Origin of the sequence: Enterovirga rhinocerotis (assembly GCF_004363955.1) — a bacterium.
Taxonomy (GTDB): Bacteria; Pseudomonadota; Alphaproteobacteria; order Rhizobiales; family Beijerinckiaceae; genus Enterovirga; species Enterovirga rhinocerotis.
On sequence record NZ_SNZR01000011.1, the window covers coordinates 2,147,638 to 2,172,681 of the forward strand.

General features: G+C 69.0%; 22 protein-coding genes and 1 pseudogene. 7 read left to right on the forward strand and 16 right to left on the reverse strand.

Annotation, left to right across the window (positions count from 1 at the left end):
- Positions 1-8 precede the first annotated feature (8 nt).
- The 5 genes from EV668_RS10855 to EV668_RS10875 form a co-directional block, all read right to left on the reverse strand.
- Positions 9-1,529, reverse strand: coding sequence for a Ppx/GppA phosphatase family protein (locus EV668_RS10855; protein ID WP_245512998.1), 1,521 nt, complete (start codon positions 1,527-1,529; stop codon positions 9-11).
- A complete protein-coding gene (locus EV668_RS10860) occupies positions 1,507-3,789 on the reverse strand; it encodes an RNA degradosome polyphosphate kinase (RefSeq protein ID WP_133769754.1) in 2,283 nt (760 codons plus the stop codon). The genes EV668_RS10855 and EV668_RS10860 overlap by 23 nt, the downstream gene beginning before the upstream one ends.
- A 4-nt stretch (positions 3,790-3,793) precedes the next feature.
- Positions 3,794-4,510, reverse strand: coding sequence for an HdaA/DnaA family protein (locus tag EV668_RS10865; protein WP_245513000.1), 717 nt, complete (start codon positions 4,508-4,510; stop codon positions 3,794-3,796).
- 11 nt (positions 4,511-4,521) lie between these two features.
- Entirely contained in the window at positions 4,522-5,655 is a 1,134-nt protein-coding gene (locus EV668_RS10870; protein ID WP_133769756.1) for an AI-2E family transporter, read from the reverse strand.
- 80 nt (positions 5,656-5,735) lie between these two features.
- Positions 5,736-6,266 (reverse strand): CDP-alcohol phosphatidyltransferase family protein, encoded by a 531-nt coding sequence (locus tag EV668_RS10875; protein WP_133770178.1) that lies wholly within the window; start codon positions 6,264-6,266, stop codon positions 5,736-5,738.
- 204 nt (positions 6,267-6,470) lie between these two features.
- Between EV668_RS10875 and purM the strand changes: the two genes are divergently transcribed.
- A complete protein-coding gene (gene purM / locus EV668_RS10880) occupies positions 6,471-7,547 on the forward strand; it encodes a phosphoribosylformylglycinamidine cyclo-ligase (RefSeq protein WP_133769757.1) in 1,077 nt (358 codons plus the stop codon).
- A complete protein-coding gene (gene purN, locus EV668_RS10885; RefSeq protein ID WP_133769758.1) occupies positions 7,544-8,134 on the forward strand; it encodes a phosphoribosylglycinamide formyltransferase in 591 nt (196 codons plus the stop codon). Before purM ends, purN begins: the two co-directional genes overlap by 4 nt.
- A gap of 105 nt (positions 8,135-8,239) precedes the next feature.
- Here the strand turns inward: purN and EV668_RS10890 are convergent, their stop codons facing one another.
- The 7 genes from EV668_RS10890 to EV668_RS10920 all read right to left on the reverse strand — a co-directional run bounded on the left by EV668_RS10890 (position 8,240) and on the right by EV668_RS10920 (position 13,860).
- Positions 8,240-8,599: a hypothetical protein gene (locus EV668_RS10890; protein WP_245513002.1), complete on the reverse strand. Its 360-nt coding sequence runs from the start codon at positions 8,597-8,599 to the stop codon at positions 8,240-8,242.
- 80 nt (positions 8,600-8,679) lie between these two features.
- Positions 8,680-9,246, reverse strand: a complete 567-nt coding sequence (locus EV668_RS10895) for a YbjN domain-containing protein (RefSeq protein WP_166652405.1) — start codon at positions 9,244-9,246, stop codon at positions 8,680-8,682.
- Between the two features lie 40 nt (positions 9,247-9,286).
- Entirely contained in the window at positions 9,287-11,473 is a 2,187-nt protein-coding gene (locus tag EV668_RS10900) for a molybdopterin-containing oxidoreductase family protein (protein WP_133769760.1), read from the reverse strand.
- A gap of 189 nt (positions 11,474-11,662) precedes the next feature.
- Complete coding sequence (locus EV668_RS10905; RefSeq protein WP_133769761.1) at positions 11,663-12,139, reverse strand: VOC family protein; 477 nt, start codon at positions 12,137-12,139, stop codon at positions 11,663-11,665.
- A 17-nt stretch (positions 12,140-12,156) separates the two neighbouring features.
- Positions 12,157-12,510, reverse strand: a complete 354-nt coding sequence (locus tag EV668_RS10910; protein WP_133769762.1) for a DUF1428 domain-containing protein — start codon at positions 12,508-12,510, stop codon at positions 12,157-12,159.
- A gap of 63 nt (positions 12,511-12,573) precedes the next feature.
- The gene (locus EV668_RS10915; protein ID WP_133769763.1) at positions 12,574-13,350 is read right to left on the reverse strand and encodes a VOC family protein; all 777 of its coding nucleotides are present in this window, start codon (positions 13,348-13,350) and stop codon (positions 12,574-12,576) included.
- A 48-nt stretch (positions 13,351-13,398) separates the two neighbouring features.
- Positions 13,399-13,860, reverse strand: coding sequence for a VOC family protein (locus EV668_RS10920; protein WP_245513003.1), 462 nt, complete (start codon positions 13,858-13,860; stop codon positions 13,399-13,401).
- A 57-nt stretch (positions 13,861-13,917) separates the two neighbouring features.
- Between EV668_RS10920 and EV668_RS10925 the strand changes: the two genes are divergently transcribed.
- A complete protein-coding gene (locus EV668_RS10925; protein ID WP_133769764.1) occupies positions 13,918-14,679 on the forward strand; it encodes a winged helix-turn-helix transcriptional regulator in 762 nt (253 codons plus the stop codon).
- On the opposite strand, the gene EV668_RS10930 is transcribed toward EV668_RS10925, so the two are convergent.
- Positions 14,630-17,983, reverse strand: coding sequence for a PAS domain-containing protein (locus tag EV668_RS10930; RefSeq protein WP_133769765.1), 3,354 nt, complete (start codon positions 17,981-17,983; stop codon positions 14,630-14,632). The genes EV668_RS10925 and EV668_RS10930 overlap by 50 nt on opposite strands.
- A gap of 98 nt (positions 17,984-18,081) precedes the next feature.
- Complete coding sequence (locus tag EV668_RS10935) at positions 18,082-19,062, reverse strand: Bug family tripartite tricarboxylate transporter substrate binding protein (RefSeq protein ID WP_133769766.1); 981 nt, start codon at positions 19,060-19,062, stop codon at positions 18,082-18,084.
- 104 nt (positions 19,063-19,166) lie between these two features.
- Between EV668_RS10935 and EV668_RS10940 the strand changes: the two genes are divergently transcribed.
- The gene (locus EV668_RS10940; RefSeq protein ID WP_133769767.1) at positions 19,167-19,445 is read left to right on the forward strand and encodes a hypothetical protein; all 279 of its coding nucleotides are present in this window, start codon (positions 19,167-19,169) and stop codon (positions 19,443-19,445) included.
- A 6-nt stretch (positions 19,446-19,451) separates the two neighbouring features.
- On the opposite strand, the gene glpK is transcribed toward EV668_RS10940, so the two are convergent.
- Positions 19,452-20,948, reverse strand: coding sequence for a glycerol kinase GlpK (gene glpK / locus EV668_RS10945; protein WP_133769768.1), 1,497 nt, complete (start codon positions 20,946-20,948; stop codon positions 19,452-19,454).
- A gap of 152 nt (positions 20,949-21,100) precedes the next feature.
- On the opposite strand from glpK, the gene EV668_RS10950 reads away from it, so the two are divergent.
- Entirely contained in the window at positions 21,101-21,937 is an 837-nt protein-coding gene (locus tag EV668_RS10950) for a uroporphyrinogen-III synthase (protein WP_133769769.1), read from the forward strand.
- A 30-nt stretch (positions 21,938-21,967) separates the two neighbouring features.
- Here EV668_RS10950 and EV668_RS10955 read toward each other — a convergent pair whose 3' ends face one another.
- Positions 21,968-22,282, reverse strand: a complete 315-nt coding sequence (locus tag EV668_RS10955; protein WP_133769770.1) for a plasmid stabilization protein — start codon at positions 22,280-22,282, stop codon at positions 21,968-21,970.
- 120 nt (positions 22,283-22,402) lie between these two features.
- Here EV668_RS10955 and EV668_RS10960 point away from each other — a divergent pair, with 120 nt between their 5' ends.
- Together EV668_RS10960 and ilvA are read left to right on the forward strand one after the other, a co-directional pair.
- On the forward strand, positions 22,403-23,383 hold the full coding sequence (locus EV668_RS10960) for a bile acid:sodium symporter family protein (RefSeq protein ID WP_133769771.1): 981 nt from the start codon (positions 22,403-22,405) through the stop codon (positions 23,381-23,383).
- A 36-nt stretch (positions 23,384-23,419) separates the two neighbouring features.
- Positions 23,420-24,997: pseudogene (gene ilvA / locus EV668_RS10965) on the forward strand (threonine ammonia-lyase, biosynthetic); the annotation flags it as partial.
- Between the last annotated feature and the right edge of the window lie 47 nt (positions 24,998-25,044).

Here is a 25,044-nt window from a genome sequence, read left to right on the forward strand (position 1 = left end):
GTGGCGTCTCAGCCGATCTCGACGTGCGTCTCGCGGGCGAGGAGCTTGCCGAGCCCCTTGAACCTGTTCTCGAGCCGCTCATTCGCGAGAGGAGCGAGATCGGGCGGAAGGTGCAGGACCAGTCGGCCGTCGGGATCGGCGAGGAGCGGCGCACGCGGCAGGACGCCCGCCATCGCGATCGAGATCGGATAGGCGACCCGGAACATCGCGGCGACGAGACGGGCGAGGAACAGCAGGCGCTCGTCCGCGAGGGATCCGATGGCCGGAAGCGGCCGGTCGAGGGACAGGCCTTCGTGCCGGAAGTAGACCGCGAGCGCGAGATAGGCCCGGCCCGGATGGCCGAGGGCCTGAAACGAGGATTGCGCGATCAGCGCGATGCTCTGCTCGCCGCGATAATCCGGATGCGCGCGCCAGCCGATATCCGCGAGCAGGCAGGCGGCATGCCGAAGCCTGACCTCCTCCTCGCTCTCCTGCGCATCGAGGGAGCGCATGAAGGCATCGGTCCAGGCGATCATGTCGTGGCCGTGGGCCGGCGCGCGAGACCGCAGCTCGTTGAATTCGGTCGCAGCGGACAACAGGGCGTCGGCCGCGCGGACCTGCGGATCGAGTTCCTCGAAGAGCAGCCCCTCCCGCACGCCGAATGCCGACACGACGACCTCGCGCGGCTTGCCGAGGCGGACGATCTCGTCGAGCACCACCGCGCCGTAGATGAGCAGCGGAAGCCGGGCGCCGGAGATGTCGGCGTCCTCGCGATACAGCGTGGCCGCCCGCTCGACGAGCTTCTGGAACCCGCCTGTGAGATCGAAGACGTAGCCGTGCAGAACCCGCAGAGGATAGCCGGCCTCGGCCATCTGCAGCTTCGCGAGCGCGCGCCATGTTCCGCCGACGGCGTAGAAGGTCCGCCCTTCCATGGCCGCGACATGGGAGGCGGGAGCCAGCGCGTCCCGCGCGATCTTCAGCGCCTTCTTCGGCGAGGCGCCGGCGAGATCGGTCAGGACGAGCCCGCCGAGGGGCAGCGTCATGCCCGAGCCCGGCCGTCCCTTCTGCAGCTCGACGAGTTCGAGGCTGCCGCCGCCGAGATCGCCGACGATCCCGTCCGGCTGCTCGAAGCCGGAAATCACGCCCAGGGCCGACAGGGCCGCTTCGCGCTCGCCCGTCAGCAGCTCGACCGGATGGCCGCAGGCGCGCTCGGCCTCTTCGAGGAAGGCAGGCCCATTCTCCGCATCGCGGGCGGCGGCGGTCGCGAGGACGCGGACCCAGCCCACGCCCGCGAGGTCGCAGAGGGTCCGGAAGCGGGCGAGCGCGATCAGGGTGCGCCGGACCGCATCCTCCGGCAGGCGCTGCGTCGTCGCGACGCCTCGGCCGAGGCCGCACAACAACTTTTCGTTGTAGAGAGGGGTCGGCGTCCGCGAATGGCGATCGTAGATCACGAGCCGAACGGAGTTCGACCCGATATCGATGATCGCGACCGGACGGGCGGCTTCGACGCGTCCGATGGGACGCGGATCAGGCTTGAGATGTGATGTCACGCTTGGCAAGCGACCGAGGCTTCGATTTCGTCTGCGACTTGCCCCGCCCGGACAGGCTCGGGTTCGTCATGAAGTAGCGATGTGCGTTGAACGGCTCATCGCCGGTCATCCGACGCACCCGCTCGCTCGCTCCGGACGGTAATACCGTCCAGCTTTGCTCGTTGTCGAGCATGTTGGCCAGCATGATCTGGTCCAGCACCTGCTGATGCACGGTCGGGTTGAGCACCGGCAGCAAGGCTTCGACCCGGCGGTCGAGGTTGCGGGTCATCAGGTCCGCCGAGGAGATATACACGGTCGCCTCGGGATGCGGCAGCCCGTGACCATTGCCGAAACAGAAGATGCGGCTGTGCTCGAGGAAGCGGCCGACGATCGACTTGACGCGGATGTTTTCCGACAGGCCCGGAATGCCGGGCCGGAGGCAGCAGATGCCCCGCACCACGAGGTCGATCTGCACGCCGGCCTGGCTCGCCGTATAGAAGGCGTCGATCATCTCGGGATCGACCAGCGAATTGCACTTGCCCCAGATCATCGCCGGCCGGCCGGCCTTGGCGTGCTCGATCTCCTCGTCGATCCGACGCAGGAGGCGCTTGCGCAGGTTCACCGGCGAGATCGCCATCATTTCGAGCTCGGCGGGCTCGGCATAGCCGGTGATGAAGTTGAAGATCCGCGCGACGTCCCGGCCGATGGCGGGGTTGGCGGTGAAGAAGGACAGGTCCGTGTAGATGCGGGCCGTGATCGGGTGATAGTTCCCGGTCCCGATATGGCAGTAGGTGACGTGCTGCCCGCCCTCCCGCCGCACGACGAGCGACAGCTTCGAATGGGTCTTCAGCTCGACGAAGCCGTAGACGACCTGGACGCCGGCGCGTTCGAGGTCCCGCGCCCAGCGGATATTGGCCTCCTCATCGAACCGCGCCTTCAGCTCGACCAGAGCCGTCACGGACTTTCCGGCCTCGGCCGCCTCGGCGAGCGCCTTGACGATCGGTGAGTCGGACGAGGTCCGGTACAGCGTCTGCTTGATCGCGATGACGTTCGGATCGCGCGCCGCCTGTTGAAGGAACAGGACGACCGCGTCGAAGGATTCGTAGGGGTGGTGGACGATGATGTCCTTCGGACGGATCGCGGCGAAGCAGTCGCTGCCGTGCTCGCGGATGCGTTCGGGGAAGCGGGGATTATAGGGCTTGAACTTGAGATCGGGCCGGTTGAGGCCGACGAGCTGCGACAGTTCGTTGAGGGCGAGCATGCCCTCGACGTCGAAGATCTCTTCGGCGGTCGCGTCGAGTTCCTCGGCGACGAAATGGGCGAGATCGTCCGGCATCTTGGCCTCGACCTCGAGCCGGATCACGCTGCCCCGCCGACGCCGCTTCAGCGCCGTCTCGTAGAGCCGGACGAGATCCTCGGCCTCCTCCTCGATCTCGATGTCCGAGTCGCGGATGATCCGGAAACAGCCCTGCCCCTCGACCGTGTAGCCGGGGAACAGCATGCCGTGGAACAGAACCGCCGCCTGGTCGAGCGCGATGAAGCGCGCGCCGCCCGTCTCGGCGAGATCGGGCAGGCGGATGAAACGGTCGATCTTCGCCGGCAGACGGATGAGCGCGTTCATGGTCCGCCCATCCGTGTTCCGGACGAGCTTCAGCGCGATCGAGAAGCCGAGATTCGGAATGAACGGGAAGGGGTGGGCTGGATCGACGGCGAGCGGCGTCAGGACGGGAAAGACGTAGTTCAGGAAGTGGTCCTGCAACCAGTTCCGCTCGCCCTTCGTCAGCTCCTCGCCCGTCACGAGCACGATGCCGTTCTCGAGCAGGAGAGGCTGCAGCTCGGTCCAGCGACGCTGCTGATCGGTCGCCAGGCTCGAGGCCGCGGTCGCGATCTGCGCGAGCTGCTCGGCGGGCGACAGGCCGTCCTGAGACAGGACCGTGAGGCCGGACCGGACCTGGCCCCGCAAGCCCGCGACCCGGACCATGAAGAACTCGTCGAGATTCGAGGCCGAGATCGACAGGAAGCGCAGCTGTTCGAGAAGAGGATGGCTCGCATTGGAGGCCTCCTCCAGCACGCGCCGGTTGAAATGGAGCCAGGAAATCTCGCGATTGATGAAGCGTGCCGGCGAGGTCCTGAGGGCCTCGCCCTCGCGGGGATCGGCGTCGGCAGGCTTCCGGCGCGGAACCTCCTTCAGTTCGAGCGCCTTGATCTCCGCATCCGTCGACGTCTCGACCTCTTGATCCAACACACTCCGCCCCGCCAACTTCCGACGCGTCACGACCATCGCGCTAGGTCTCCCATGTGACAGGAGGATGAATGCCGTTATCCCCGACGGGGTTCGGCTCCCGCAAAGCCAGGATATTCGCCGCGATCGGGCGCGTCACCCTGCGCCCGCGGCTGAGCGCCTCCCGGTCGAGTTCGGCCACGATCTCGACCGCAGCCGCGAAGGACCGCTCGATGCGGCTCGCCACGAAGTCGATCACGGCCGCGTCGACCATGACCTGCCGGTCGTGGAACAGCTTCACCAGGACCGCGCGAAGCAAGGCCTCGTCCGGAGCCTCGAGCGCGACGGACGGGGCGAGGCGCAGCCGCGAGACGAGGTCCGGGACGAGGAGGCCGCAGGCATCGGGCGCCTTCGCGCCGGTCAGAAGGAGCGACGAGCCCCGCTCGCGCGCGAGGTTGATGAGGTGGAACAGGGCACGCTCGTCCCCGACGCCGCGGTCGATGTCTTCGATCGCGAGCGCGGCTTCGTCGGCGAGGGCCGGCACGGCATCCGCGACGACGGACGAGGCGCGGATGACGGGACCGCCGCTCTGTTCCGCCCAGATCGCGGCAAGGTGGCTCTTGCCGCTGCCGGCGGGGCCTTCGAGGCGCAGCAGCGCGTCCGGCCAGGCCGGCCAGGCCTCGATCAAGGCGAAGGCGCGTTCGTTGGCGGCACCGACCAGATAGTCGTCGGCCCCGAAGGCGGGCGTGAAAGGAAGCTCGAAGGCGAGCTGACGGGCCATCCGTTCTCTCGTCATGCCCCCTGCTGAGGGCGTTTCACGAGCGGGATCGCCGGCGGTGCCGCCGGCTTCGCAAATTCCTCCGTCTCCTCGGGTGGTCCGAGGAACATCGGGCTCTCCTGGTAGCGGCGGATCGCGAAGCGTCCGAGAACGCCGATCATGGCTGCCAGCGGCACGGCGACGAGAAGCCCGGTGAAGCCGAACAGCGAACCGAAGGCGAGAAGGGCGAACATCAGCCAGACCGGGTGCAGGCCGACGGACGCCCCAACGAGCTTCGGCGAGAGGATGTTCCCCTCGATGAACTGGCCGACCATGAAGACCGCGAGCGTCGCCAGGACCCAGGTCCAGTCCGGCAGGAACTGGACCAGAGCGACCCCCACCGACAGCAGCAATCCAACCAGCGAGCCGACATAGGGGATGAAGCTGATGAGCCCCGCCAGCATCCCGATCGTCGCGCCGAAATTGAGACCGATGAGCGACAGCCCGGTGGCGTAGAACACGCCGAGAAGGATGCAGACCGCCGTCTGCCCGCGCACGAAGCCGGCGACGGCGCGATCCATGTCGCGGCCGAGCCCGCGCACCGTCTCGCGGTGACGCGGGGGGACCCAGCGGTCGATGGTCGAGATCATCCGGTCCCAATCGACGAGCATGTAGAAGGCGACGACCGGCGTGACGACGAGGATCGAGACGACGTTCAGCAGCGCCTTGCCCCCCGTCCAGAGCGAGCGGGCGAAGCCGGCGACCCAGGCCGCCCCCTGCCCCACGAGGTTGCCGATCGATTGCTGCAGCTGAGCCATGGCGTCATGGCCGCCGAAGCGCTCGATCAGGGGCTGCCCCTGCTCGGCCACCAGCCGCTGGAGGCGCTCGACATAGGAGGGGAACTGCTCGGCGAAGGTCACGACCTGCCGCGCCGCGAGCGGAAGGAAGGCGCCGAGCGCGAGGACGACGACCACGACGAAGAGGATCAGGATGACGATCGTGGCGCCGAGCCTGCTCACCCCCAGGCGCTCGAGCCGGTCGGCCAGAGGATCGAGCAGATACGCGATCGCCATGCCGGCGACGAAAGGCAGGAGGATGTCGCCCAGGAGGTAGAGAACCAACCCCGTCGCGACGAGGAGCCCCAGCCAGAATGGAACCTGTCGCTGCATCGATCATCCGATCCGGATATGGCGGCGGCGACGACAGGCCGCCGGAACTGCCGGAAGCGAGAGCCGCTCGCCCCGCCCTATCACGTCGCCATGTGCCTCAGCCAGCCAGCCAGATAGGCAGCCGCCGAGAGCACGGTCAAGACCGCGACCGTGATCATCCCGAGGCTCAGCCACCAGCCCGGCGCCAATCCCGCCGCCATGCCCCCGAGCACGAGCGCCGCCAGCGCGATCTGGGCGGCCGTATTGGCCTTCGAGACGAGAAGCGGCTTGATCGCGACCGGCCTGTCCATCAGCCTCGAGACGAGGATCGCCGAGACGATCATCACATCGCGCGAGACGACGAGGATCGTCAGCCAGCTCGGCAGAATGCCGACCACCGACAGCGTCACGTAGATCGAGACGAGAAGGGCCTTGTCGGCGAGCGGATCGAGATAGGCGCCGAGTTCGCTGCGCAGATGGAAGCGCCGCGCGATGATGCCGTCGGCAGCGTCGGAGATCCCCGCCGCGACGAACAGCACGAAGGCGAGCGGCCACAGCCCCTGGACGATCATCACCACGACGACCGGCACGATCACGAGCCGCGCGATCGTGATCAGGTTCGGCAGCGTCATCGCCCCGGCTTCGGGCGGCCGCCCCTCAAGCGGCATGACGCGCCCGATCGTGTCGTCCGCGGCGGCAGCGCGCGTCGCGGGCATGTGGACGAAGCAACAGCCAACTCCCGGGTCGACACAAGCGAACTTGCGCGCCGCCCCACCGACCCTTACTCCGCGCTCGATGGTGAGAAAAGTGCCGGTGTCCGGCGAGCGGGGACAGTCGTGACGCAGACCAAAGCCGATGGGCTGACCTATGCGGCAGCCGGCGTCGACATCGATGCCGGCAACGCCATGGTGGACGCGATCAAGCCGCTGGTGCGCTCGACCCGCCGGCCGGGCGCCGATGCGGAGATCGGCGGCTTCGGCGGCCTGTTCGACCTCAAGGCCGCCGGGTTCAGCGATCCGATCCTGGTCGCCGCCAATGACGGCGTCGGCACCAAGGTGAAGATCGCGATCGAGACCGGGCGGCACGACACGATCGGCATCGACCTCGTCGCCATGTGCGTCAACGACATCATCGTGCAGGGCGCCGAGCCGCTGTTCTTCCTCGATTATTTCGCGACCGGCCGGCTGGAGCCGGGAACGGGAGCCCAGATCGTCAAGGGCATCGCCGAGGGTTGCCGGCAAGCCGGCTGCGCGCTGATCGGCGGCGAGACGGCGGAGATGCCCGGCCTCTATGGCGGCGCCGATTACGACCTCGCCGGCTTCGCCGTGGGCGCGGCCGAGCGCGGCACGCTGCTGCCGCTGCCCGGCATCGGGCCGGGCGACGTGATCCTCGGCCTCCCCTCCTCGGGCGTCCATTCCAACGGCTTCTCGCTGGTGCGCCGCGTGGTCGAGCGGTCCGGTCTCGGCTGGAGCGACGAGGCGCCCTTCGCGCCGGGGCGCACGCTCGGCGAGGCGCTGCTCGAGCCGACGCGCATCTATGTGAAGGCGCTTCTCGCCGCGATGAAGGCGGGCGCTCGGATCAAGGCCCTCGCCCACATCACCGGCGGCGGCTTTCCCGACAATATCCCGCGCGTCCTTCCGGATGGCACCGGCGCGCGGCTCGATCTCGGCGCGATCGCCGTCCCGCCGGTCTTCGGCTGGCTCGCCCGCACGGGGGACATCGCCGAGCGCGAGATGCTGCGCACCTTCAATTGCGGAATCGGCATGATCGCGGTCGTCGCCGCGGCCGAGGCCGAAGAGGCGCTCGGTCATCTGCGGGCGGCGGGCGAGGCGCCCGTGATGCTGGGCGCGATCGTTCCGGCCTCCTCAGAGGGCGAGCGCGTGAGCTATTCGAGCGCGCTGGCGCTGCCGTGACCGTCCGCGTCGCCGTCCTGATCTCGGGCCGCGGCTCGAACATGGCCTCGCTGGTCGAGGCCGCGCGCGAACCGGATTATCCGGCCCGGATCGCGCTCGTCCTGTCGAACAAGCCCGGGGCGGGCGGCCTCGAAACGGCCTCCGAGGCGGGGATCGCGACGGCGGTGGTCAGGCTTCGGGACTTTCCCGACCGCGCGGAATGCGACGCCGAGATCGACCGCTTCCTGAGGGAGCACCGGATCGACCTCGTCTGCCTCGCCGGCTTCATGCGCATCCTGACGCCGGGCTTCGTCCAGGCCTGGGAGGGGCGGATGCTCAACATCCACCCCTCGCTCCTGCCGAAGTACAAGGGGCTCGACACCCATGCCCGTGCCCTCGCCGCCGGCGATGCGGAGCATGGCTGCACCGTGCATTTCGTGGTGCCGGAGCTCGATTCGGGCCCGATCGTCGCGCAGAGCCGCGTGCCGATCCTGCCGGGCGACGATCCGGACAGCTTGGCCGCCCGCGTGCTCGCCGCCGAGCACGCTCTCTACCCCCAGGCCCTCGCGCAGGTGGCGCGGGGCGAGGTTCGGCTGACGGAGGCCTGAGACAGGCTGCGGACGAGGCGCAGCCGCCTCTCCGCGAACGGATTGCGATCACGATGGATCAGAGCGTGCCGTCGCTTCCGTGACCGACAGCACGCTCCGGCGCCGTCAGGACGGCCGCTTCAGCCCGCAGGAATCGAGCGCGGCGAAGGCCTTCACACGCGTCGTCTCGTCGAAGATGCCCGTCGAGCGGTAGGCCGCGAGTTCGGCCGGTGTCATCGCGCGGAGCACGCGGGTGGCGTAGCAGCCGCAGCCGCGGGACGCAGAGCCCTGCGAGCCGCCCTGGATGCCGGCCTGGGTCGAGACGCAGGCGCGCTGGATGCGCACACGAAGCTGAGCCGGCGTTTCACGCATCAGGGCGGGATCGGGCGTGTAGCCGAAGGGGGCGGAGGAGCCGGCCGCCATGGCCGAGCCGCAGAAGAGACCGATCGCGAGCGCGGCGACCGACCGGACGAGCATACGTGACATCGACTTTCCCGGATATGCCGGGCCGGATTCGTCCGGCCCGTCTGGACCTCAAGCGGCGGCGGTCTCCCGCGCAGCCGCGATCACTCCTGCCTGAACTTGTCGAACCTGGCGAGCATCGAGGTCCAGCGCTGGAAATTCCGGGTGAAGGCCGTCTTCGAGATTCCGCCCGTCAACTCGATGTTGAAGACGAGATTCAGGTCGCCTTCCTTGTCGTTATAGGCCTTCAGGAAGCGCCATTCGCGATTCCAGTCGTTGATCCGCTCGAGCGACATCGATTTGCCGCCCATCCGCCAGAACGTGAAGAAATCGATCGAGCAGCTCTTCGAGTCGGCCGAGCAGCTATAGGTCGTGATGGAGAAGTTGATGCCCTGGGCCGCGCTGGTGATTCGCGGCTGCCCGTTGCTGGACTGGCCGATCTTCGCCTGGAAGCCGAGTTCGCGCAGGACCGCCGCGAGTTGCTCGATGTCCCGCCCGTCGATGAGATCGCCCGCCGGTGCGTCGGCGGAGGCTGACGGCGCCGACGGCCGAGCGGGCGCGAGCGGCTCGCTGGTCGCGCTGCCCTTGTCGTTCAGCCTGATCTGCGCGGAGGCAGGAGCAGCGAAGCATCCGGCGGCCAGCAGGCCGATGGCGAGCCTGCGCCACGTCATCTGAAACATCATCGTCGATCTCTCTCCCGGAGATGGAGGCTCAGGCTGTTACGGCAGCCAGATGGGGTTTGCCTAGCGTCACTCCGTTTCCGGCCCATGTCGTCGAGGCTGTCTCCTGCCAGACGATCTCGTCCGGCGCGACGCGCTCCAGGGCGACGCGATTGTCGTGGAAGGCCGCGCCGCCGAAGGGTGCGATCTGGTCGGCCCCGGTCAGCGTGTTGATGCCGCGGCCGTCGGGGTAGAAGCGGTTCGGCCAGATCGATTCCGCGATCAGCACGCCCGGCTTCACGCCCTTGTAGTGCCGCGCCCGGATGAGGATCTCGCCGCGGTCGTTCCTGATGCGGACCCAGTCGCCGTTCTCGATGCCGAGCGTGGTCGCATCCTCGGGATGGATCATCAGTTCGGGCCGCTTCTCCTTGTCGACGGAACCGGGCGTCTCGGTGAAGCTCGAGTTCAGGAAGGAGCGCGCCGGGCTCGTGGCCAGCCGGAAGGGATGGCGAGGGGTCGCCTCCTCGATCGCGCGCCAATGGTCGGGGAGATCGGGCAGCTCGGCTGCGGGTCCGACGAGACCGATATTGGCGTTCGGGACCCGCGGCCAGTCGACCCGGAAATGGAACTTCCGGTCCGCGTGGCCGAACCCGTCGATGTAGTGCGAGCGCTCGAAGGATGGCTGCACGTCGAGCCAGTTCGCGGCTTCGAGTTCGGCGAGCGTGCCGCGCTTCGAGACCCGCAGCATGTCGTCGATCAATTCGCGCGGCGTCATCCGGAAGCCGCGATGCTCCGCGCCGAGGCGGCTCGCGAGAGCGCAGATCACGTCGTGGTTCGAGCGGCATTCACCCGGCGGGTCGATCGCCTTGAGGCCGAGGCCGAGATGCTGGTGCCCTCCCCCGGTATAGAAGTCGTCGTGTTCGAGGAACATCGTCGCCGGCAGCACGATGTCCGCCATCAGGGCGGTCTCGGTCATGAACTGCTCGTGGACGCAGGTGAACAGGTCCTCGCGGGCGAAGCCGCGCTTCACCAGCTCCTGCTCGGGCGCGATCGACATCGGATTGGTGTTCTGGATGAACAGGCCCGTCACGGGCGGTCCGTGGCGCAGGCTCTCCGCATCGCCCGTGAGGACGCGGCCGATCTCTGTCTGCTGGAGGACGCGGATCGAACGGTCGATCGCGTCCTGCCCCTCGATCGTGCCCTTGAGGAGGCCGAAGATGCCCGAATTCGAGTGGAAGGCGCCGCCGCCCTCGTGCTGCCAGGCGCCCGTGACGGCCGGGATGCAGAGGGCCGCATGCATGTTGACCGCGCCGTTCCGGCTGCGGGCGAAGCCGTAGCCGAGGCGGAAGTAACTGCGCTTGCGCGTGCCGACGAGCCTGGCGAAGGCCTCGATCTCCTCGACGGAGAGCCCGGTGATGGCGGCGGCCCATTCGGGCGTCCGCGCCTCGAGGTGCCGCTCGAGATCGTCCGGGCAATCGGTGTAGCGGGCGAGATAGTCCCGGTCGGCGAAGCCCTCCCGGAACAGGACATGCATCACCGCGCAGGCGAGCGCCCCGTCCGTGCCCGGCCGCAGGACGAGGCCGAGATCGGCCTGTTTCACGCTCGGGTTCTCGTAGACGTCGATGACGACGATCTTGGCGCCGCGCTCCTTCCGCGCCTTGAGCGCATGGGTCATCACGTTGACCTGGGTGTGGACGGGATTCGTCCCCCAGATCACGATGCAGTCGGCCGACCGGCTCATCTCGCGCGGGTCCGCGCCTCCGAGCCGCCCCGTCCCGGCGATGAAGCCCGTCCAGGCCGAGGTCGTGCAGATCGTCGAGTACTGGCCGGAATAGCGCTTGACGTTGCGCAGGCGGTTGATGCCGTCGCGCATGACGTAGCCCATCGTGCCGGCGTAGTAATACGGCCAGACGGTCTCGGACCCATGCGTCCGCTCCGCCGCGAGGAAGGCCTCGGCCACGCGGTCCAAGGCCTCCTCGAACCCGATCGGCCGGAACTGGCCCGAGCCCTTCGGCCCGGTGCGCAGCAGGGGATGGGTCAGTCGCTCGGGATGATGGATCCGCTCGGCATAGCGGGCGACCTTCGCGCAGATGACGCCTGTCGTGTAGCTGTGGCCTTCCGCGCCGCGGACCCTGCCGATCGTGCGACCGTCGAGAACCTCGACCTCGAGGCCGCAGGTCGAGGGGCAATCGTGAGGGCAGGTCGAGCGATGCTTACGGGTGACGGGCAGAACGTTCATGCGCGGCATCCAAAGGACTAAACCGCCCTTATGCCCCGAGATGCCCCAGCCGTGAAGGCTGGAACCGTTCCGGATCGGGGGGCTCTCCCGCCCTTGCGAGCGCAGCGACGCAACCCGGACCATCCGGCCCAGGCGCTGAGTTGCGTCGTCGGCTGTCCCTCCTCGCCATGACGGAGGACGCGACAATCCTCAGCCAGCGTCATAAGCCCGGCGCAGCGGCTCGATCTCGAGCTTGACCATGGACACCATCACCTCCGTGACGCGCCGGGCCTTCTCGGCATCCGGATCCTGGATCATCTCCATCAGAACCCGCGGCACGATCTGCCAGGCGAGACCGTAGCGGTCGGTGAGCCAGCCGCACTGGATCTCCCGGCCGCCCTCGCGCAAGGCCGCCCAGAGCCGGTCGACCTCCGCCTGGTCCTCGCAGGAGACTGCGATCGAGACGGCAGGATTGGGCTTCTCGCCCGGGCCGGCATTCAGCGCCATGTAGGGCTGCCCGGCGAGGGTGAACAACACGAAGAGCGTGTCGCCGGCCTTGCCCGCGGGCCAGTCTATGACCGCCTTCGAAACCCTGTCGATCCGCGAACCCGGCAGCAGGGAGACGTAGAACCGGGCCGCCTCCTCCGCCGTGCCGTCATGCCAGAGGCAGGTTGTGAGCTTGCTCATGACCGCCCCCTCCCCGCTCACGCCTCGACGATCGGCGCGAAGCCGCCGAAGATCATGCGCTTTCCGTCGAACGGCATCGCCTGGAAATTCGCCTTCAGGCGCTCGTCTTCCATGAACGTCTTCATGCCGGCGTCACGGACCTCCTTCGAGGGCCAGAGGACCCACGAGAACACCACCGCCTCACCCGCCTCGATCTTCACCGCGCGGCGGAAATCGGTGGTCTGCCCGTCCGGCACCTCGTCCTCCCAGGCCTCCATGACGGAGATCGCGCCGTTCTCCTTGAAGACCTTCGCCGCAAGCGCGGCCATCTCGCGATAGGCGTCCTTGCTCGTCGTCGGGACGGGGACGACGAAGCCATCGACATAGGACATTTTTCTCTCCCTGCTTTTTGACTCGGAGGGTGGCGGGGCCGCCGGCAAGCGGCCGCCGCCCGTTCAGCGCTTCGGAGCGACGAGGGCGAAATGCGCACCCTGCGGATCGAGCGCGTTGACGATCCAGGAGCCGCCGGGAACCTCCATCGGGGGCATCAGGACCCGGCCACCGCCCGAAGTGATCCGCTCGACGGCCGCATCGATCGCCTCGACGGCGAAGTAGAAGCCCCAGACGGGGACAGGCACGCCTTCGGGCAGCCTCATCATCCCGCCGACGGCGCCGCAATCCTTGTCCCGGCTGTCGGCGAAGAGCTGGTAGGTGCCCATCGGCCCCATATCCAGCGCATCGGCCTTCGCCCAGCCGAACAGCGTCTCGTAGAAGGCGAATCCCTTCTGGGGATCGCTCGAATAGAGTTCGTGCCAGCCGACATGGCCCGGGGTCATGAGGGGAACGCCGGGCTGGTCGGGCTCGGTCGGCGCGAGCATCATGAACACCGCGCCTTGCGGATCGCAGACGACCGCGAAGCGGCCGACATGGGGGATGTCCTCGGGCTCTCGCTGGATGCTGCCGCCCGCCGCCGTCACGGCCGCCGCCGCCCTGTCGGCATCGTCGACCTTCACATAGCCGAGCCAGCCCGGCCTCGCTCCGACGGCTTTCGCCTCGTCGGGGATCGCCATGATGCCGCCGACGCCGGTCCCGGCCGCCTTCACCATCGTGTACGGCATGTCGCCGGGCCAATCCTCCAGCGTCCAGCCGACGACGTTCGCGTAGAAGGCCCCGGCGGCCTGCGGGTCCGAGGTCATCAGATCGTACCAGAAGAACGTGTTCGTCCTCGCCATCTGCGTCTCCTTCCTTCTCCTCGTGCGCGGATCGACGCCGCGACGCCCTCAGGACGGCCCCATCGCGGCCCCGGCCGCTTCCATATCCATGAACACGATCTCCCAGACATGACCGTCCGGATCCTCGACGCTGCGGAGATACATGAAGCCGTGATCCTGGCTCGGAACGTGGTCGGCCTTGCCACCCGCCGCCGCCGCCCTTGCGGCGAGATCGTCGACCGCCGCCCGGCTCGGCACCGAGACGCAGTTCAAGACCTCGGCCGTCCGGTGCGCATCGGCAATGGTGCGGGAGGTAAACTGCCGGAACTTGGCGTGCGTCACCAGCATCACGTGGATGACGTCGGACAGAACCATGCAGGCCGCCGTCTCGTCGGAGAATTGCGGGTTCTTCGTCGCGCCGATGGCTTCATAGAATGCGATCGCCCGGGACAGATCCGATACCGGCAGGTTCACGAAGATCATCATGGGCGTCGAGCGGTCGGGCCGCGGAGGGCTGGCGTTTTCGGGCATGGGTGTCCTCGCCGTATCGTTGACCGTCCGTAGCCGATCGAGTTACTAAAAACAACCATGAAGTCAGAAAAAATAACCACGCATCGGGTCCCGCCTCCCGTGAAAAGCTATGACGACGCGTGCGGCACGGCCCATGCGCTGGAGCTCGTGGGCGAGCGGTGGGCGCTGCTTGTCATGCGAGAACTCATGCTCGGCCCGAAACGTTTCAGCGATCTTCGGGCCGACCTTCCCGCGATCAGCGCGAACGTGCTCACGCAGCGTCTCGAGGCGCTCGAGGCGCGCGGGATCCTCCGGCGCCGGCGATTGGCGTCACCCGGCGCCGCGCAGGTCTACGAACTGACGGAATGGGGCTACGAGGCCGAGCCGATCGTGCAGACGATGGGGCGTTGGGCGGCGCGCTCGCCCGGTCACGACCCCGCGGCACCGATCAGCGCGACCTCCATCCTCCTGTCGTTCCGGACGATGCTCGACCGCGAGGCCGCACGAGACATGGAGGCCCGGATCGGATTCGATTTCGGCACCGACCGCTTCCTCGGCCGCCTGTCAGCGGGCGACCTGACCTACGAGCGCGGCACGGTGGAGCACGCGGAGGCGACCTTCTCGGGCAAGCCCGCAGGCATCGCCGCCTTCGTCTATGGCGGCGCTCCACCCGACGCCCTCGCGCAATCCGGCCTTCTCACGATCGCCGGGGACCTTTCCCTGGCGGAGCGCTTCGCCGGGCTGTTCCGCCTGCCGCCGAAAGCCGAGCTCCCCGCGCCCGGCGCGACGATCATCCCTCCAGCATGCCGCGCACCCGCGTCGCCAGACCGTCCGCGGTGAACGGCTTCGTCATCATCTCCATGCCCGGCCGGAGGAAGCCGGCCAGGGCGGCGTTCTGCGCATAGCCCGTGATGAAGAGGACCGGCAGGTCGGGCCGTGTCGTGCGCGCCTCGTCGACCATCTGCCGCCCGTTCATGCCCGGCAGCCCGATATCGGAGACCAGCAGGTCGATGCGCTGGCCGGAGGAGAGCACCTTGAGGCCGGACGCCCCGTCCACGGCCTGGATCACCCTCAGCCCCATCTCGCCGAGGATCTCGACGACGAGGTCGCGCACCATCGTCTCGTCCTCGACGACGAGGACGGTCTCCTCCCGGTTCCGCGCCGACACCGCCGGGTGGGAGGCGGGCGCTTCGGATACCGCCGCCTCGCTGTCGTGCCGGGGCAGGTAAAGCGTGATCGTCGTGCCCCGTCCGGGCTCCGACGCGATGCGGGCGAGACCGTCCGACTGGCGCGCGAACCCATAGACCATCGACAGGCCGAGGCCGGTTCCCTGTCCCTGGGGCTTGGTGGTGAAGAACGGATCGAAGGCCCGCTTGATCACGTCCGGGGCCATGCCGAGCCCGGTATCGATCACGCTGATGCTGACATACGGGCCGGGGCGGACCTCCGGATGGAGGGTCGCCGCGTGGCTGTCGAGGAAGGTGTTGTCGGTGACGATCCGCAACTGCCCGCCCTCCGGCATCGCGTCGCGCGCATTGATGGCGAGGTTGAGGATCGCGCTTTCCAGTTGATTGGCGTCGCAATGCGTCGGCCAGAGATTCGGCTCCGTCTCGATCGACAGCCCGATCGCCTCGCCGATCGAGCGCCGAAGGAGATCCTCGAGCGACGTCACCAGCGCATTCACGTCGACCGGCCGCGCATCGAGGGGCTGGCGGCGGGCGAAGGCGAGCAGCCTGTGCGTGAGGGCCGCGGCCCGGTTGGCCGAGTTGGTCGCAACCTTCAGATACCGGTCGAGATTCTCGGTCCGCCCCTGGCGCAGGCGCGTCTGGAGGAGGTCCAGCGAGCCGATGATCCCGGTGAGGAGATTGTTGAAGTCGTGGGCGATGCCGCCGGTGAGCTGGCCGACCGCCTCCATCTTCTGAGCCTGCCGGAGCTGGTCCTCGACCTCGCGCTGGTCGGTGATGTCGCGGCCGACGAAATAGACCGCGCCCCGGTCCGGCACGGCGTTCCACATGATCGTCCGGGTTCCGCCGTCGCGGGTGCGGAGGCGGTTCGCGTAGCTCTCGATCGCCTCGCCCGCGACGAGGCGCGCGGCGATGGCTTCGACCTCCTCCCGGTCCTCGGGCACGACGAATTCCATCGGCGGCAACGCCAGCAACTCGCTCTCGCTCCAGCCCAGCATGCGCGTCCAGGCCGGGTTGACCGAGGTGAAGAGACCGTTCGGCCCGGCCGTGCCCATGAGGTCGCTGGTCGTCGACCAGAGCCTGTCGCGTTCGCGCGTCCTCTCCTCGACCCGGGATGCCAGCAGCGCATTCACCTGGGCGAGTTCGGCCGCGATCTCCTTCTGCTCGTCGACATCCGTGTTGGTGCCGATCCAGCGTCGGATGGCGCCCTGCTCGTCGGGGATCGCGAGCGCCCGCGCCAGGAACCAGCGGTAGGCGCCGTCGTGGCGCCGGAGACGGAGTTCGGTCTCGAAGATCTCGCCCGTCGCGACGGAATGGTGCCACCGCTCGGCGGCATCAGACCGATCCTCGAGATGAAGCAGGGCCGCCCAGTTCTCGCTGCTCTGCTGGACCGACGAGCCGAAATACTCCTCCGCCTGCCTGTTCAGCCAGTCGATCCGGCCCGACGCATCCGCCGCCCAGACCTGGTTCGGCATGGCCTGGGCGAAGACGCGGAACAGCTCCTCGCTCGCCCGCAGCGCCGCCATCGAGCGCGCCCGTTCGGTGGCGGCCCGGGTCGAATCGGCGACGTTCCGGACGAAGGCGAGGTCGCCTTCCGTCCAGGATCGCGCCTGCGATTGGTTGAGATAGAAGATCGCGACCAGCCGGCCCTGCTCGATCACCGGCAGGTTGACCAGCGCGCCGATATCCTTCGCCTCCATCGCTTCGGCGCAGTCGCTCGTGCGGGCGTCCGTCCGGACATCGGCGATGACGACCGTCTCGCCGCGCTTCAGGTCGTCGATGAAGGTGCCGAAATCGCGGAAATGCAATCGGCCGGGATGGCTCGTCCCCCCCTCCGAGACCCAGTCGCGCTCGACGAGGATCGTTTCGCTGTCCTCCTCGACGCTGGCATAGCCGGCGCGTTCGACCCGCAGCACCCGGCCCATCGTCTCGGCCGCGGCGAAGGCGATGGCTGCCGGGTCGTCCAATTCCCGCAGCCGCTCTCCGAGTTCGGCCAGTGCCCCCCTTCGGGCGGCGGAACGGTTGCGTTCCGTCAGGTCCAGCATGGCGCCGACCATCCGGCGGGCGCGCCCGTCCTCGTCGCGGATCAGCGAGCCACGGTCGAAGATGTCGGCATAGGCACCGTCCGCCTGCCGGAAGCGATACTCGGAGGCCCAGCGCAGATCGCGTCCATCGATCGCCGCCTGGATGGAGGTGACGATGCGCTCGCGATCATCGGGATGGATGCGCTCCATCCACCACTCGCCGGTCGGGGCGACGTCGTCGAGGCTGTAGCCATGGGCGTCGTGCAGCGCCTCGTTCCAGACCACGCTGTCGCGATCGAGATCCCAGTCCCAGATCGCGTCGCGCGTGGCATTGGCGAGAAGGGTGTAGCGCTGCGCGCCCGCTCTCTCCGCCACCAGCGCGCGGTCCCGCGCCGAGATCGCGCGACGCAGCTCGAGATGGGACATGACCTGGCGTGCAAGCGCCTCCAGGGACGCCGTCTCCGCCTCGCTGATTCCCTGCGGCCGGGGCCTGCGGTCGAGGATGGCGACCGCACCGAGCGGCCGGCCCTCCGGCGTCTCGAGCTTGGCGCTGGCGTAGAAGCGGAACCCGCTCTCGCTCGCGACGAGCGGATTGGAGGCGTAGCACGGATCGCCAGCGAGATCGCAGACCACGAACACGCCGGGATGCCGGATCGCATCCTTGCAGATGGACACGTCGAGGGAGGTCTCGCGAAGGCCGAGGCCGACCTCCGCCTTGAACCACTGGCGATCGTCCGCGACGAGGCTCACCAGCGCGACCGGCACGTCGAACAGCCGTGTCGCGAGCCGGGCGATATCGTCGAACTGGATTTCGGGTGCCGTATCGAGGATGCCGTATTCGGCCAGCGCGGCGAGGCGCTCGGGCTCGGTCCATCCGATCGGCGGCGTCCCGTCCAAGACCTCACTGACCTCCTCGGGCGGGAATTGCACGACCACGAACGTCCCTCATCTCCGCGCCCAGCGCGTGAGCGAGACCTCACAAACTCGTCGATGCGGTCATAGCAGCGTCGCGAAGCCGGCGCGAGGTCTTGCGTCTACTGCCCCATCCGGATGCCGTTGCGCCGGATCACGGGCTCCCAGCGCGCCCTCTCATCCGCCAGGAGAGCCCGGAACTCCGCCGGCGTCGAGCCGCGCGGCGCGATGTACTGGGCACGCAGCTTCGCTGCCATGTCGGGATCGGCGACGGCCGCCTTCACGGCCTCGACCAGCCGAGCGACGATGGGCTCGGGCAGCCCCGCCGGGCCGATCAGTCCGACCCAGGCATCGGCCTCGACGCCCTCGATGCCCGATTCCTTGAGCGTCGGCAGCGACGGGATCAGCGGCGAGCGCTCGGCGAGGCTGACCGCGAGCGCCCTGATCCGGCCGTCCTCGACATGGGGCATGACGTTGCCCGCCGCGAGAACGGCCATCTGCACGTCGCCGCGGATGAGGGAGGTCAGCGCCGCGGGCGAGCCGGGAAACGGGACATGCGTCACCTTCGCGCCGGCCTTGATGAGGATCGCCTCCATGGCGAGATGCGACAGGGAGCCGTTGCCGATCGAGGCGAAGTTGTAGCGCTCCGGGTCGCGTCGCAGCAGCGCGAGGAGATCCTCGACCGACTTCGCCGGAACGTCGTTGTTCACGACGAGGACGTTGGGCTGGCCGCCGAGCACCGAGATCGGCGTCAGATCGCGCGCCGGATCGTAGGGCATCGTCGGGAACAGGAGCGGGTTGATAGCCAGCGGGCCGACGATCGAGAGCCCGAGCGTGTAGCCGTCCGGCTCGGCCTTCGCGACGGCATCCGTGCCGAGATTGCCGCTCGCGCCCGCCTTGTTCTCGACGATCACCCGCTGACCGAGCTTCGGCTCGAGCTTGTCGGCGAGAAGACGCGCGGCGCTGTCCGGTGTCGATCCTGCCCCGAAAGGCACGATGATGCGAATGATCCGGGAGGGCCATTCGGCCTTCTCCAGCGCGCCGGCGGCCAGCGGCGAGACTGCGAGACCGGCGGCGAGCAGCATCGCGGCAAAACGGATCATGGCGGGCTTCCGGATTGGTTCAGGCCGGCCGGGGCAGGCTTGCACGTCTTACGGCCCTCGCAATCCCGCGGACAGGCCCCAAATGGACGGAGCTGGATCAGGAAATGCCCATGTTACGCCTCGCACCTCGCTCCGTCGCCTTCGCGCTCTCCGCCGCGATCCTCGTCGCAGGAAGCGGCGCGGCCGTCGCGGCGAGCGAGCAGGAGATGGCGGAGTACCGGCGCGACTGCACGATGGATTACACGCGGCTCTGCTCGGCCTACGATCCCGGCTCGCCGCAGGTCCGGCAATGCTTCGCGGCCCGCCGCGCCGAGCTCTCGCCCCGTTGCGCCGCGACCATCGCCAAATACGAGACGCCGGAGAAGCCGCAGCGGCGGCGCTGAGCCCTCTCAGCCCGGCGGCCCGAGCAGGCTTCCGACCGCCGCCCGCCAGCTTCCGAGCCGCGCTGCGCGCGATTCGGCGCTCATGGCGGGCGTGAAGCGGCGCTCGAGGCGCCAGCGGTCGGCGAACCTCGCGGGATCGGGATAGAGGCCCGCCGCAAGGCCCGCGAGATAGGCGGCACCGAGCGCCGTCGTCTCGGCGATCTCCGGCCGGTCGACCGGCGCGCCGAGGACGTCCGCGAGGCGCTGCATCGTCCAGTCGGACGCGATCATCCCGCCATCGACCCGCAGCACCGGCCGATGCGCCTCCGCCTCCGGCCAGTCGGTGTGCATGGCCTCGAGCAGATCGGCGGTCTGGAAGCAGACGCTTTCGAGCGCCGCCCGCGCCAGTTCCCGCGGGCCCGTCGAACGGGTCAGCCCGAACAAGGCGCCGCGCACCTCGGGCCGCCAATAGGGCGCGCCGAGCCCGACGAAGGCGGGGACCAGCACGACGTCCTGGGCCGGATCGGCCGCCTCGGCGAGCGGGCCGCTCTCGCCCGCCTCGCCGATCAGACCGAGCCCGTCGCGCAGCCATTGCACCGCCGCGCCGGCGACGAAGATCGAGCCCTCCAGCGCGTAGGTCCGCCGGCCGCCGAGCTGGTAGGCGATCGTGGTGAGCAGGCGCGAGCGCGACGGCACCGCCGTCTCGCCGGTATTGACCAGCGCGAAACAGCCGGTGCCGTAGGTCGACTTGACCATGCCGGGCGCGAAACAGGCCTGTCCGACCATCGCCGCCTGCTGATCGCCCGCGACGCCGCGGACCGCGATCGCGCCGCCGAACAGCCCCGCCTCGCAGGTCCCGAACTCGCCCGAGGAATCGACGACCTCCGGCAGGATCGCGGCCGGAACGCGGAAGAGGCGCAGCAGATCCTCGTCCCAGGCGCCGCGATGGACGTCGTAGAGGAGGGTCCGGCTGGCATTGGTGGCATCGGTCCGGTGGACGCGCCCGCCCGTGAGCCGCCAGAGGAGCCAGGTGTCGACGGTGCCGAAGGCGAGGCGCCCCGCCTCGGCCCGGGCGCGCGCGCCGGGCACGTTGTCGAGTATCCAGGCGATCTTGGTGGCGGAGAAATAGGGGTCGACGATGAGCCCGGTGCGCTCGGTGACGAGCGCCTCCGCCCCATCCGCCTTGAGCCGCGCGCAGAGATCGGCCGTGCGCCGGTCCTGCCAGACGATGGCGCGGTGGACGGCGCGCCCGCTCTCCCGGTCCCAGACGACCACCGTCTCGCGCTGGTTGGTGATGCCGATCCCGGCGATGTCCGAAGCCGCGATTCCCGCTTTCTCCATCGCGGCCCGGCAGGTCGAGAGCGTCGTCGCGAGAAGGTCCTCGGCCTCGTGCTCGACCCAGCCGGAGGCCGGGAAATGCTGGGCGAACTCCTCCTGCGCCACGGCCGCGATGGTCGTATCGGCGCGGAACAGGATGGCCCGGGTCGAGGTCGTGCCCTGGTCGATGGCGAGGATGAAGGACACGGCGCGCTCCCTTTCGCGACTTTTCACTCCTCATAGCCTGCCTGCCGGCCGCCGTCTTCCGGACGGGCACGGGCCTTGCGGGGCTTTGGTCCGGCGGCGTCTCCACGAATGCGGCCGACACGTTTATACGTGCGTGGAACGGAGGACCCAGCATGGCCGGAGGCCTCGAAGGACGTCGGATCGTCGTGCCCGAAAGCCGGGAACTCGATCTCTTCGCCGGCATGCTCGAACGGCAGGGCGCGACCACCATCCGCTGCCCGCTCGTGACGATCCTCGATCTCGACGATCCCGCCCCGGCGGAGGCCTGGCTGAGGCGGCTCGCCGACGGCGCCTTCGACGACGTGATCCTGTTCACGGGCGAAGGCCTGCGGCGCCTGATGGACATCGCGGACAAGGCCGGGTTCGCGGAGGCGGCGACGGCCGCCCTCGCCCGCACCCGCAAGATCGTGCGCGGGCCGAAGCCCGTGAAGGCTCTCCGCGCGATCGGGCTCGGCCCGGACGTCACGGCCGCGGAGCCGACCAGCGCGGGCCTGATCGAGACCCTGTCCGGGCTGGATCTGCGCGGCCGGCGCGTCGGGATGCAGGCCTATCCGGGCCAGAGCCCGGACCTCGACGAGTTCCTCGGCTCGGCCGGCGCGAGCGTCGACCGTGTCCTGCCCTATCGCTACGCCTCCCACGAGGAGGACCGGAGGGTCGCGGCGGTGATCGACGAGATGGCGTCCGGCACCGTCGATCTCATAGCGTTCACGGCCCGCCCGCAGATCAAGCGGCTGCGCGAGGTCGCCGAGCGTCACGGCCGCGAGGAGGCTCTGGCCGAGGCGATGCGCCGGACGCGGATCGCGGCCGTCGGGCCGATCGTCGGCCGGACGATCGAGGAAGCGGGCTGGCGGGTCGCCGTGGCGCCGGAGGAGAGCTTTCACCTCAAGCCGATGATCGCGACGATGCGCGCTCTGTTCGAAGACGCTGGGTCGCCCGCCGGCGCGCGATAGCGGTCGAGGAGGCGACGGCGGTCTCGCCTCTCAGCGAGCCTGCGCCGCATTGCGCTTGCGGGTGGCGGCGGCCTTCCTGGCGGAGGCGGAACGATCGGCCGCCGAGCGCGAGGCGGAGGCGGCGCCGCCCTTCTCGCCGCCCTCATGTGCCGCCGGGTGGCCCGTCTCCTTGCCGCGCCCGGACCCGCCCGGCTTCTTGCCGCCGCCATCGTCCTTGTTGACGGTCGCCCAGGCGCGCCGCTCGGCCTCGTCCTCCGGGACACCCTTCTTCTCGTAGCCCTCGGCGATGTGATCGGCCTTGCGGGCCTGCTTGTCGGTGTATTTCGACTTGTCGCCGCGGGGCATGGCAGAACCCTCCGTGCCTCTGCCAAACCGGGGAGGCTGGGCAGGGTTCCGTCGCCACGCAGTGGTGCTGCCGGCCGTCCTGTCCTACAGCGCCTTCGCCGTCACCGGATCGCCCAGCCCATGCGCCTCTCCAGCATCGAAGCCGCCCTGCGCCGGTTCGGAATCGACCGCTACCTGATCTGCCTGTTCCTGACGCTCGTCGTGGCGACCCTCCTGCCCGTCCGCGGCGAGGCGGCATCGATGCTGTCGCAGGTCACGTTCTGGGCCGTCGCGGTCCTGTTCTTCCTGTATGGCGCCAAGCTGTCGACGGAATCGATCTGGCAGGGCCTCCGGAACCCGCGCCTCCAGATCGGCACCCTGCTGACCACCTTCGTGCTGTTCCCGATCCTCGCCCTCGGCTTCTCGATCCCGGCCAAGGAGCTGGCGGCGCCCCTCGCCATCGGCATCCTCTATATCGGCAGCCTGCCCTCGACGGTGCAGAGTTCGATCGCCTTCACCTCGATCTCGGGGGGCAACGTCGCCGGAGCCATCTGCGCGGCCTCGATCTCGAACCTCGCCGGCGTCGTGCTGTCGCCGCTCCTGATCTCGCTCTTGCTGACGACCTCGGGAGAGACCCCGCCCGGGCTCGAGGCCGTGTGGAAGATCTGCCAGCAGATCCTCCTGCCGTTCATCGCCGGGCAGCTCTGCCGACGCTGGCTGCTGCCCACGCTGAACGCCCAGAAATGGATCGTGAACATCTTCGACCGGGGCACGATCCTGCTGATCGTCTATTCCGCCTTCAGCGCCGGCGTGGTCGCAGGAATCTGGCAGACCCTGGGCGTCGATGTCCTGGTGCTCCTCTTCGCGCTCGTCGCCGCCTTCCTCGCCCTCGTCATGGGGATCATGGTCGCCGCCGCCCGGCTCAGCCGGATGCCGTGGGAGGACGCCCTCGCGCTGTTCTATTGCGGCTCGACGAAGTCGCTGGCGACGGGGCTGCCGATGGCGGGCATCCTGTTCCATCAGGACCTCGCCCTCATCGTCCTGCCGCTGATGCTCTTTCACCTGATGCAGCTCGTGGTCTGCGCCGTGATCTCGGCCCGCATCGCCGGCCGCGTGCCGTAGAGATCTCGAAGGCTCCGGCTTGCACGGGATCGCGCTGCGGCGCACAACGCCGCCATGGACCAGCTCATCCACAAAATCGTCACCGCGCATGTCCGCGGCGTCGGCATCGAAACCTCCCTCGACCCCATGCCCCGCCTCTCGGGGCGGATCGGCGACCGGCAGGTCCTGCTGAAGCGCGAGGACCTGCAGCCGGTCTTCTCCTTCAAGATCCGAGGCGCGCTGAACAAGATCGCGAGCCTTCCGGACGAGGCGCTCGCACGCGGCGTGATCTGCGCCAGCGCCGGCAACCATGCGCAGGGGGTCGCCCTCGCCGCCGCCCAGCGCGGCGTGCCGGCGACGATCGTGATGCCGACGACGACGCCCGGCATCAAGGTGGAGGCCGTCAAGGCGCGGGGCGGCAACGTCGTCCTGCACGGCGACGGCTTCGACGATGCCTATGCCGAGGCGCGCCGGATCGAGCAGGAGACCGGCGCGACCTTCATCCATCCCTTCGACGATCCGGAGGTGATCGCCGGCCAGGGCACGATCGGGCTCGAGATCCTGCGCCAGCATCCGGGTCCGATCGAGGCCGTCTTCGTCGCGATCGGCGGCGGCGGTCTCGCGGCCGGCGTCGCCTCCGTCATCCGCTACCTGCGTCCCGAGATCCGGATCATCGGCGTCGAGCCGGTCGAGGCCGCCTCGATGAAGGCCTCGATCGAGGCCGGCGAGCGCGTGATCCTGAACGAGGTCGGCCTCTTCGCCGACGGCGTCGCAGTGCGGCAGGTCGGCGAGGAGACCTTCCGCCTCTGCCGCGAGCTGCTGGACGAGGTGATCACCGTCGACACGGACGCGATCTGCGCCGCCATCAAGGACATCTTCGACGATTGCCGCGCGGTCGCCGAGCCTGCGGGGGCCGTCGCCCTCGCCGGGCTCAAGGCCTATGCCGCACGCGACGGCGGCGAAGGCGGCGCGCTGATCGCCGTCAATTCCGGCGCCAACCTCAATTTCGACCGCCTGCGCCACGTCGCCGAGCGGGCCGAGATCGGAGAGGGCCGGGAGGCCCTTCTCGCGGTGACGATCCCGGAGCGGCCGGGCTCCTACCGGCGCTTCATCAGCATCCTCGGCCGCCGCGCCGTGACCGAGTTCAACTACCGCTACGCGGACGACCGGCGCGCCCACATCTTCGTCGGCGTCGAGACGAAGCGGGCCGGGGAGAAGGCCGAGATCATCGCCGCGATCGAGGCCGAGGGTTTTCCCGTCGTCGACATGAGCGACAACGAGATGGCCAAGCTCCACGCGCGCTACATGGTCGGCGGCCGGGTGGCGGGGGGCATACCGGACGAGGTCCTGCTCCGCTTCCAGTTCCCGGAACGGCCGGGAGCGCTGCTGCGCTTCCTCGAAAGCCTGCGGCCGCAATGGAACATCACCCTGTTCCATTACCGCAACCACGGCGCCGATCACGGCCGCGTGCTCGCCGGCATCCAGGTTCCAGCGGATGAACGGGAGGCCTTCGACCAGGCCCTGGCCGCGCTCGGCTACCCCTATCAGGACGAGACGGCCAATCCGGCCTACCGGCTGTTTCTCGATGGCGGCCCGGAGACGGCCGAGCGTGCGCCGCGCGCCGAGGCGTCGTGACGCAGTTTCGTGGAACGCATGGCAACCATGCGCGCCGACACTTAAAA

Bases quoted from the DNA above. Each gene is read 5' to 3' on its own strand.
- EV668_RS10890 (WP_245513002.1), bottom strand. From the start codon at position 8,599: ATGTCACGTATGCTCGTCCGGTCGGTCGCCGCGCTCGCGATCGGTCTC.
- EV668_RS10925 (WP_133769764.1), top strand. From the start codon at position 13,918: ATGAAGTCAGAAAAAATAACCACGCATCGGGTCCCGCCTCCCGTGAAA.
- EV668_RS10960 (WP_133769771.1), top strand. From the start codon at position 22,403: ATGCGCCTCTCCAGCATCGAAGCCGCCCTGCGCCGGTTCGGAATCGAC.
- EV668_RS10915 (WP_133769763.1), bottom strand. From the start codon at position 13,350: ATGGCGAGGACGAACACGTTCTTCTGGTACGATCTGATGACCTCGGAC.
- EV668_RS10940 (WP_133769767.1), top strand. From the start codon at position 19,167: ATGCCCATGTTACGCCTCGCACCTCGCTCCGTCGCCTTCGCGCTCTCC.
- EV668_RS10950 (WP_133769769.1), top strand. From the start codon at position 21,101: ATGGCCGGAGGCCTCGAAGGACGTCGGATCGTCGTGCCCGAAAGCCGG.
- EV668_RS10865 (WP_245513000.1), bottom strand. From the start codon at position 4,510: ATGGCCCGTCAGCTCGCCTTCGAGCTTCCTTTCACGCCCGCCTTCGGG.
- EV668_RS10900 (WP_133769760.1), bottom strand. From the start codon at position 11,473: ATGAACGTTCTGCCCGTCACCCGTAAGCATCGCTCGACCTGCCCTCAC.
- EV668_RS10955 (WP_133769770.1), bottom strand. From the start codon at position 22,282: ATGCCCCGCGGCGACAAGTCGAAATACACCGACAAGCAGGCCCGCAAG.
- EV668_RS10860 (WP_133769754.1), bottom strand. From the start codon at position 3,789: ATGGTCGTGACGCGTCGGAAGTTGGCGGGGCGGAGTGTGTTGGATCAA.
- EV668_RS10895 (WP_166652405.1), bottom strand. From the start codon at position 9,246: ATGACGTGGCGCAGGCTCGCCATCGGCCTGCTGGCCGCCGGATGCTTC.
- EV668_RS10935 (WP_133769766.1), bottom strand. From the start codon at position 19,062: ATGATCCGTTTTGCCGCGATGCTGCTCGCCGCCGGTCTCGCAGTCTCG.
- EV668_RS10910 (WP_133769762.1), bottom strand. From the start codon at position 12,510: ATGTCCTATGTCGATGGCTTCGTCGTCCCCGTCCCGACGACGAGCAAG.
- EV668_RS10905 (WP_133769761.1), bottom strand. From the start codon at position 12,139: ATGAGCAAGCTCACAACCTGCCTCTGGCATGACGGCACGGCGGAGGAG.
- EV668_RS10875 (WP_133770178.1), bottom strand. From the start codon at position 6,266: ATGACGCTGCCGAACCTGATCACGATCGCGCGGCTCGTGATCGTGCCG.
- EV668_RS10870 (WP_133769756.1), bottom strand. From the start codon at position 5,655: ATGCAGCGACAGGTTCCATTCTGGCTGGGGCTCCTCGTCGCGACGGGG.
- EV668_RS10920 (WP_245513003.1), bottom strand. From the start codon at position 13,860: ATGCCCGAAAACGCCAGCCCTCCGCGGCCCGACCGCTCGACGCCCATG.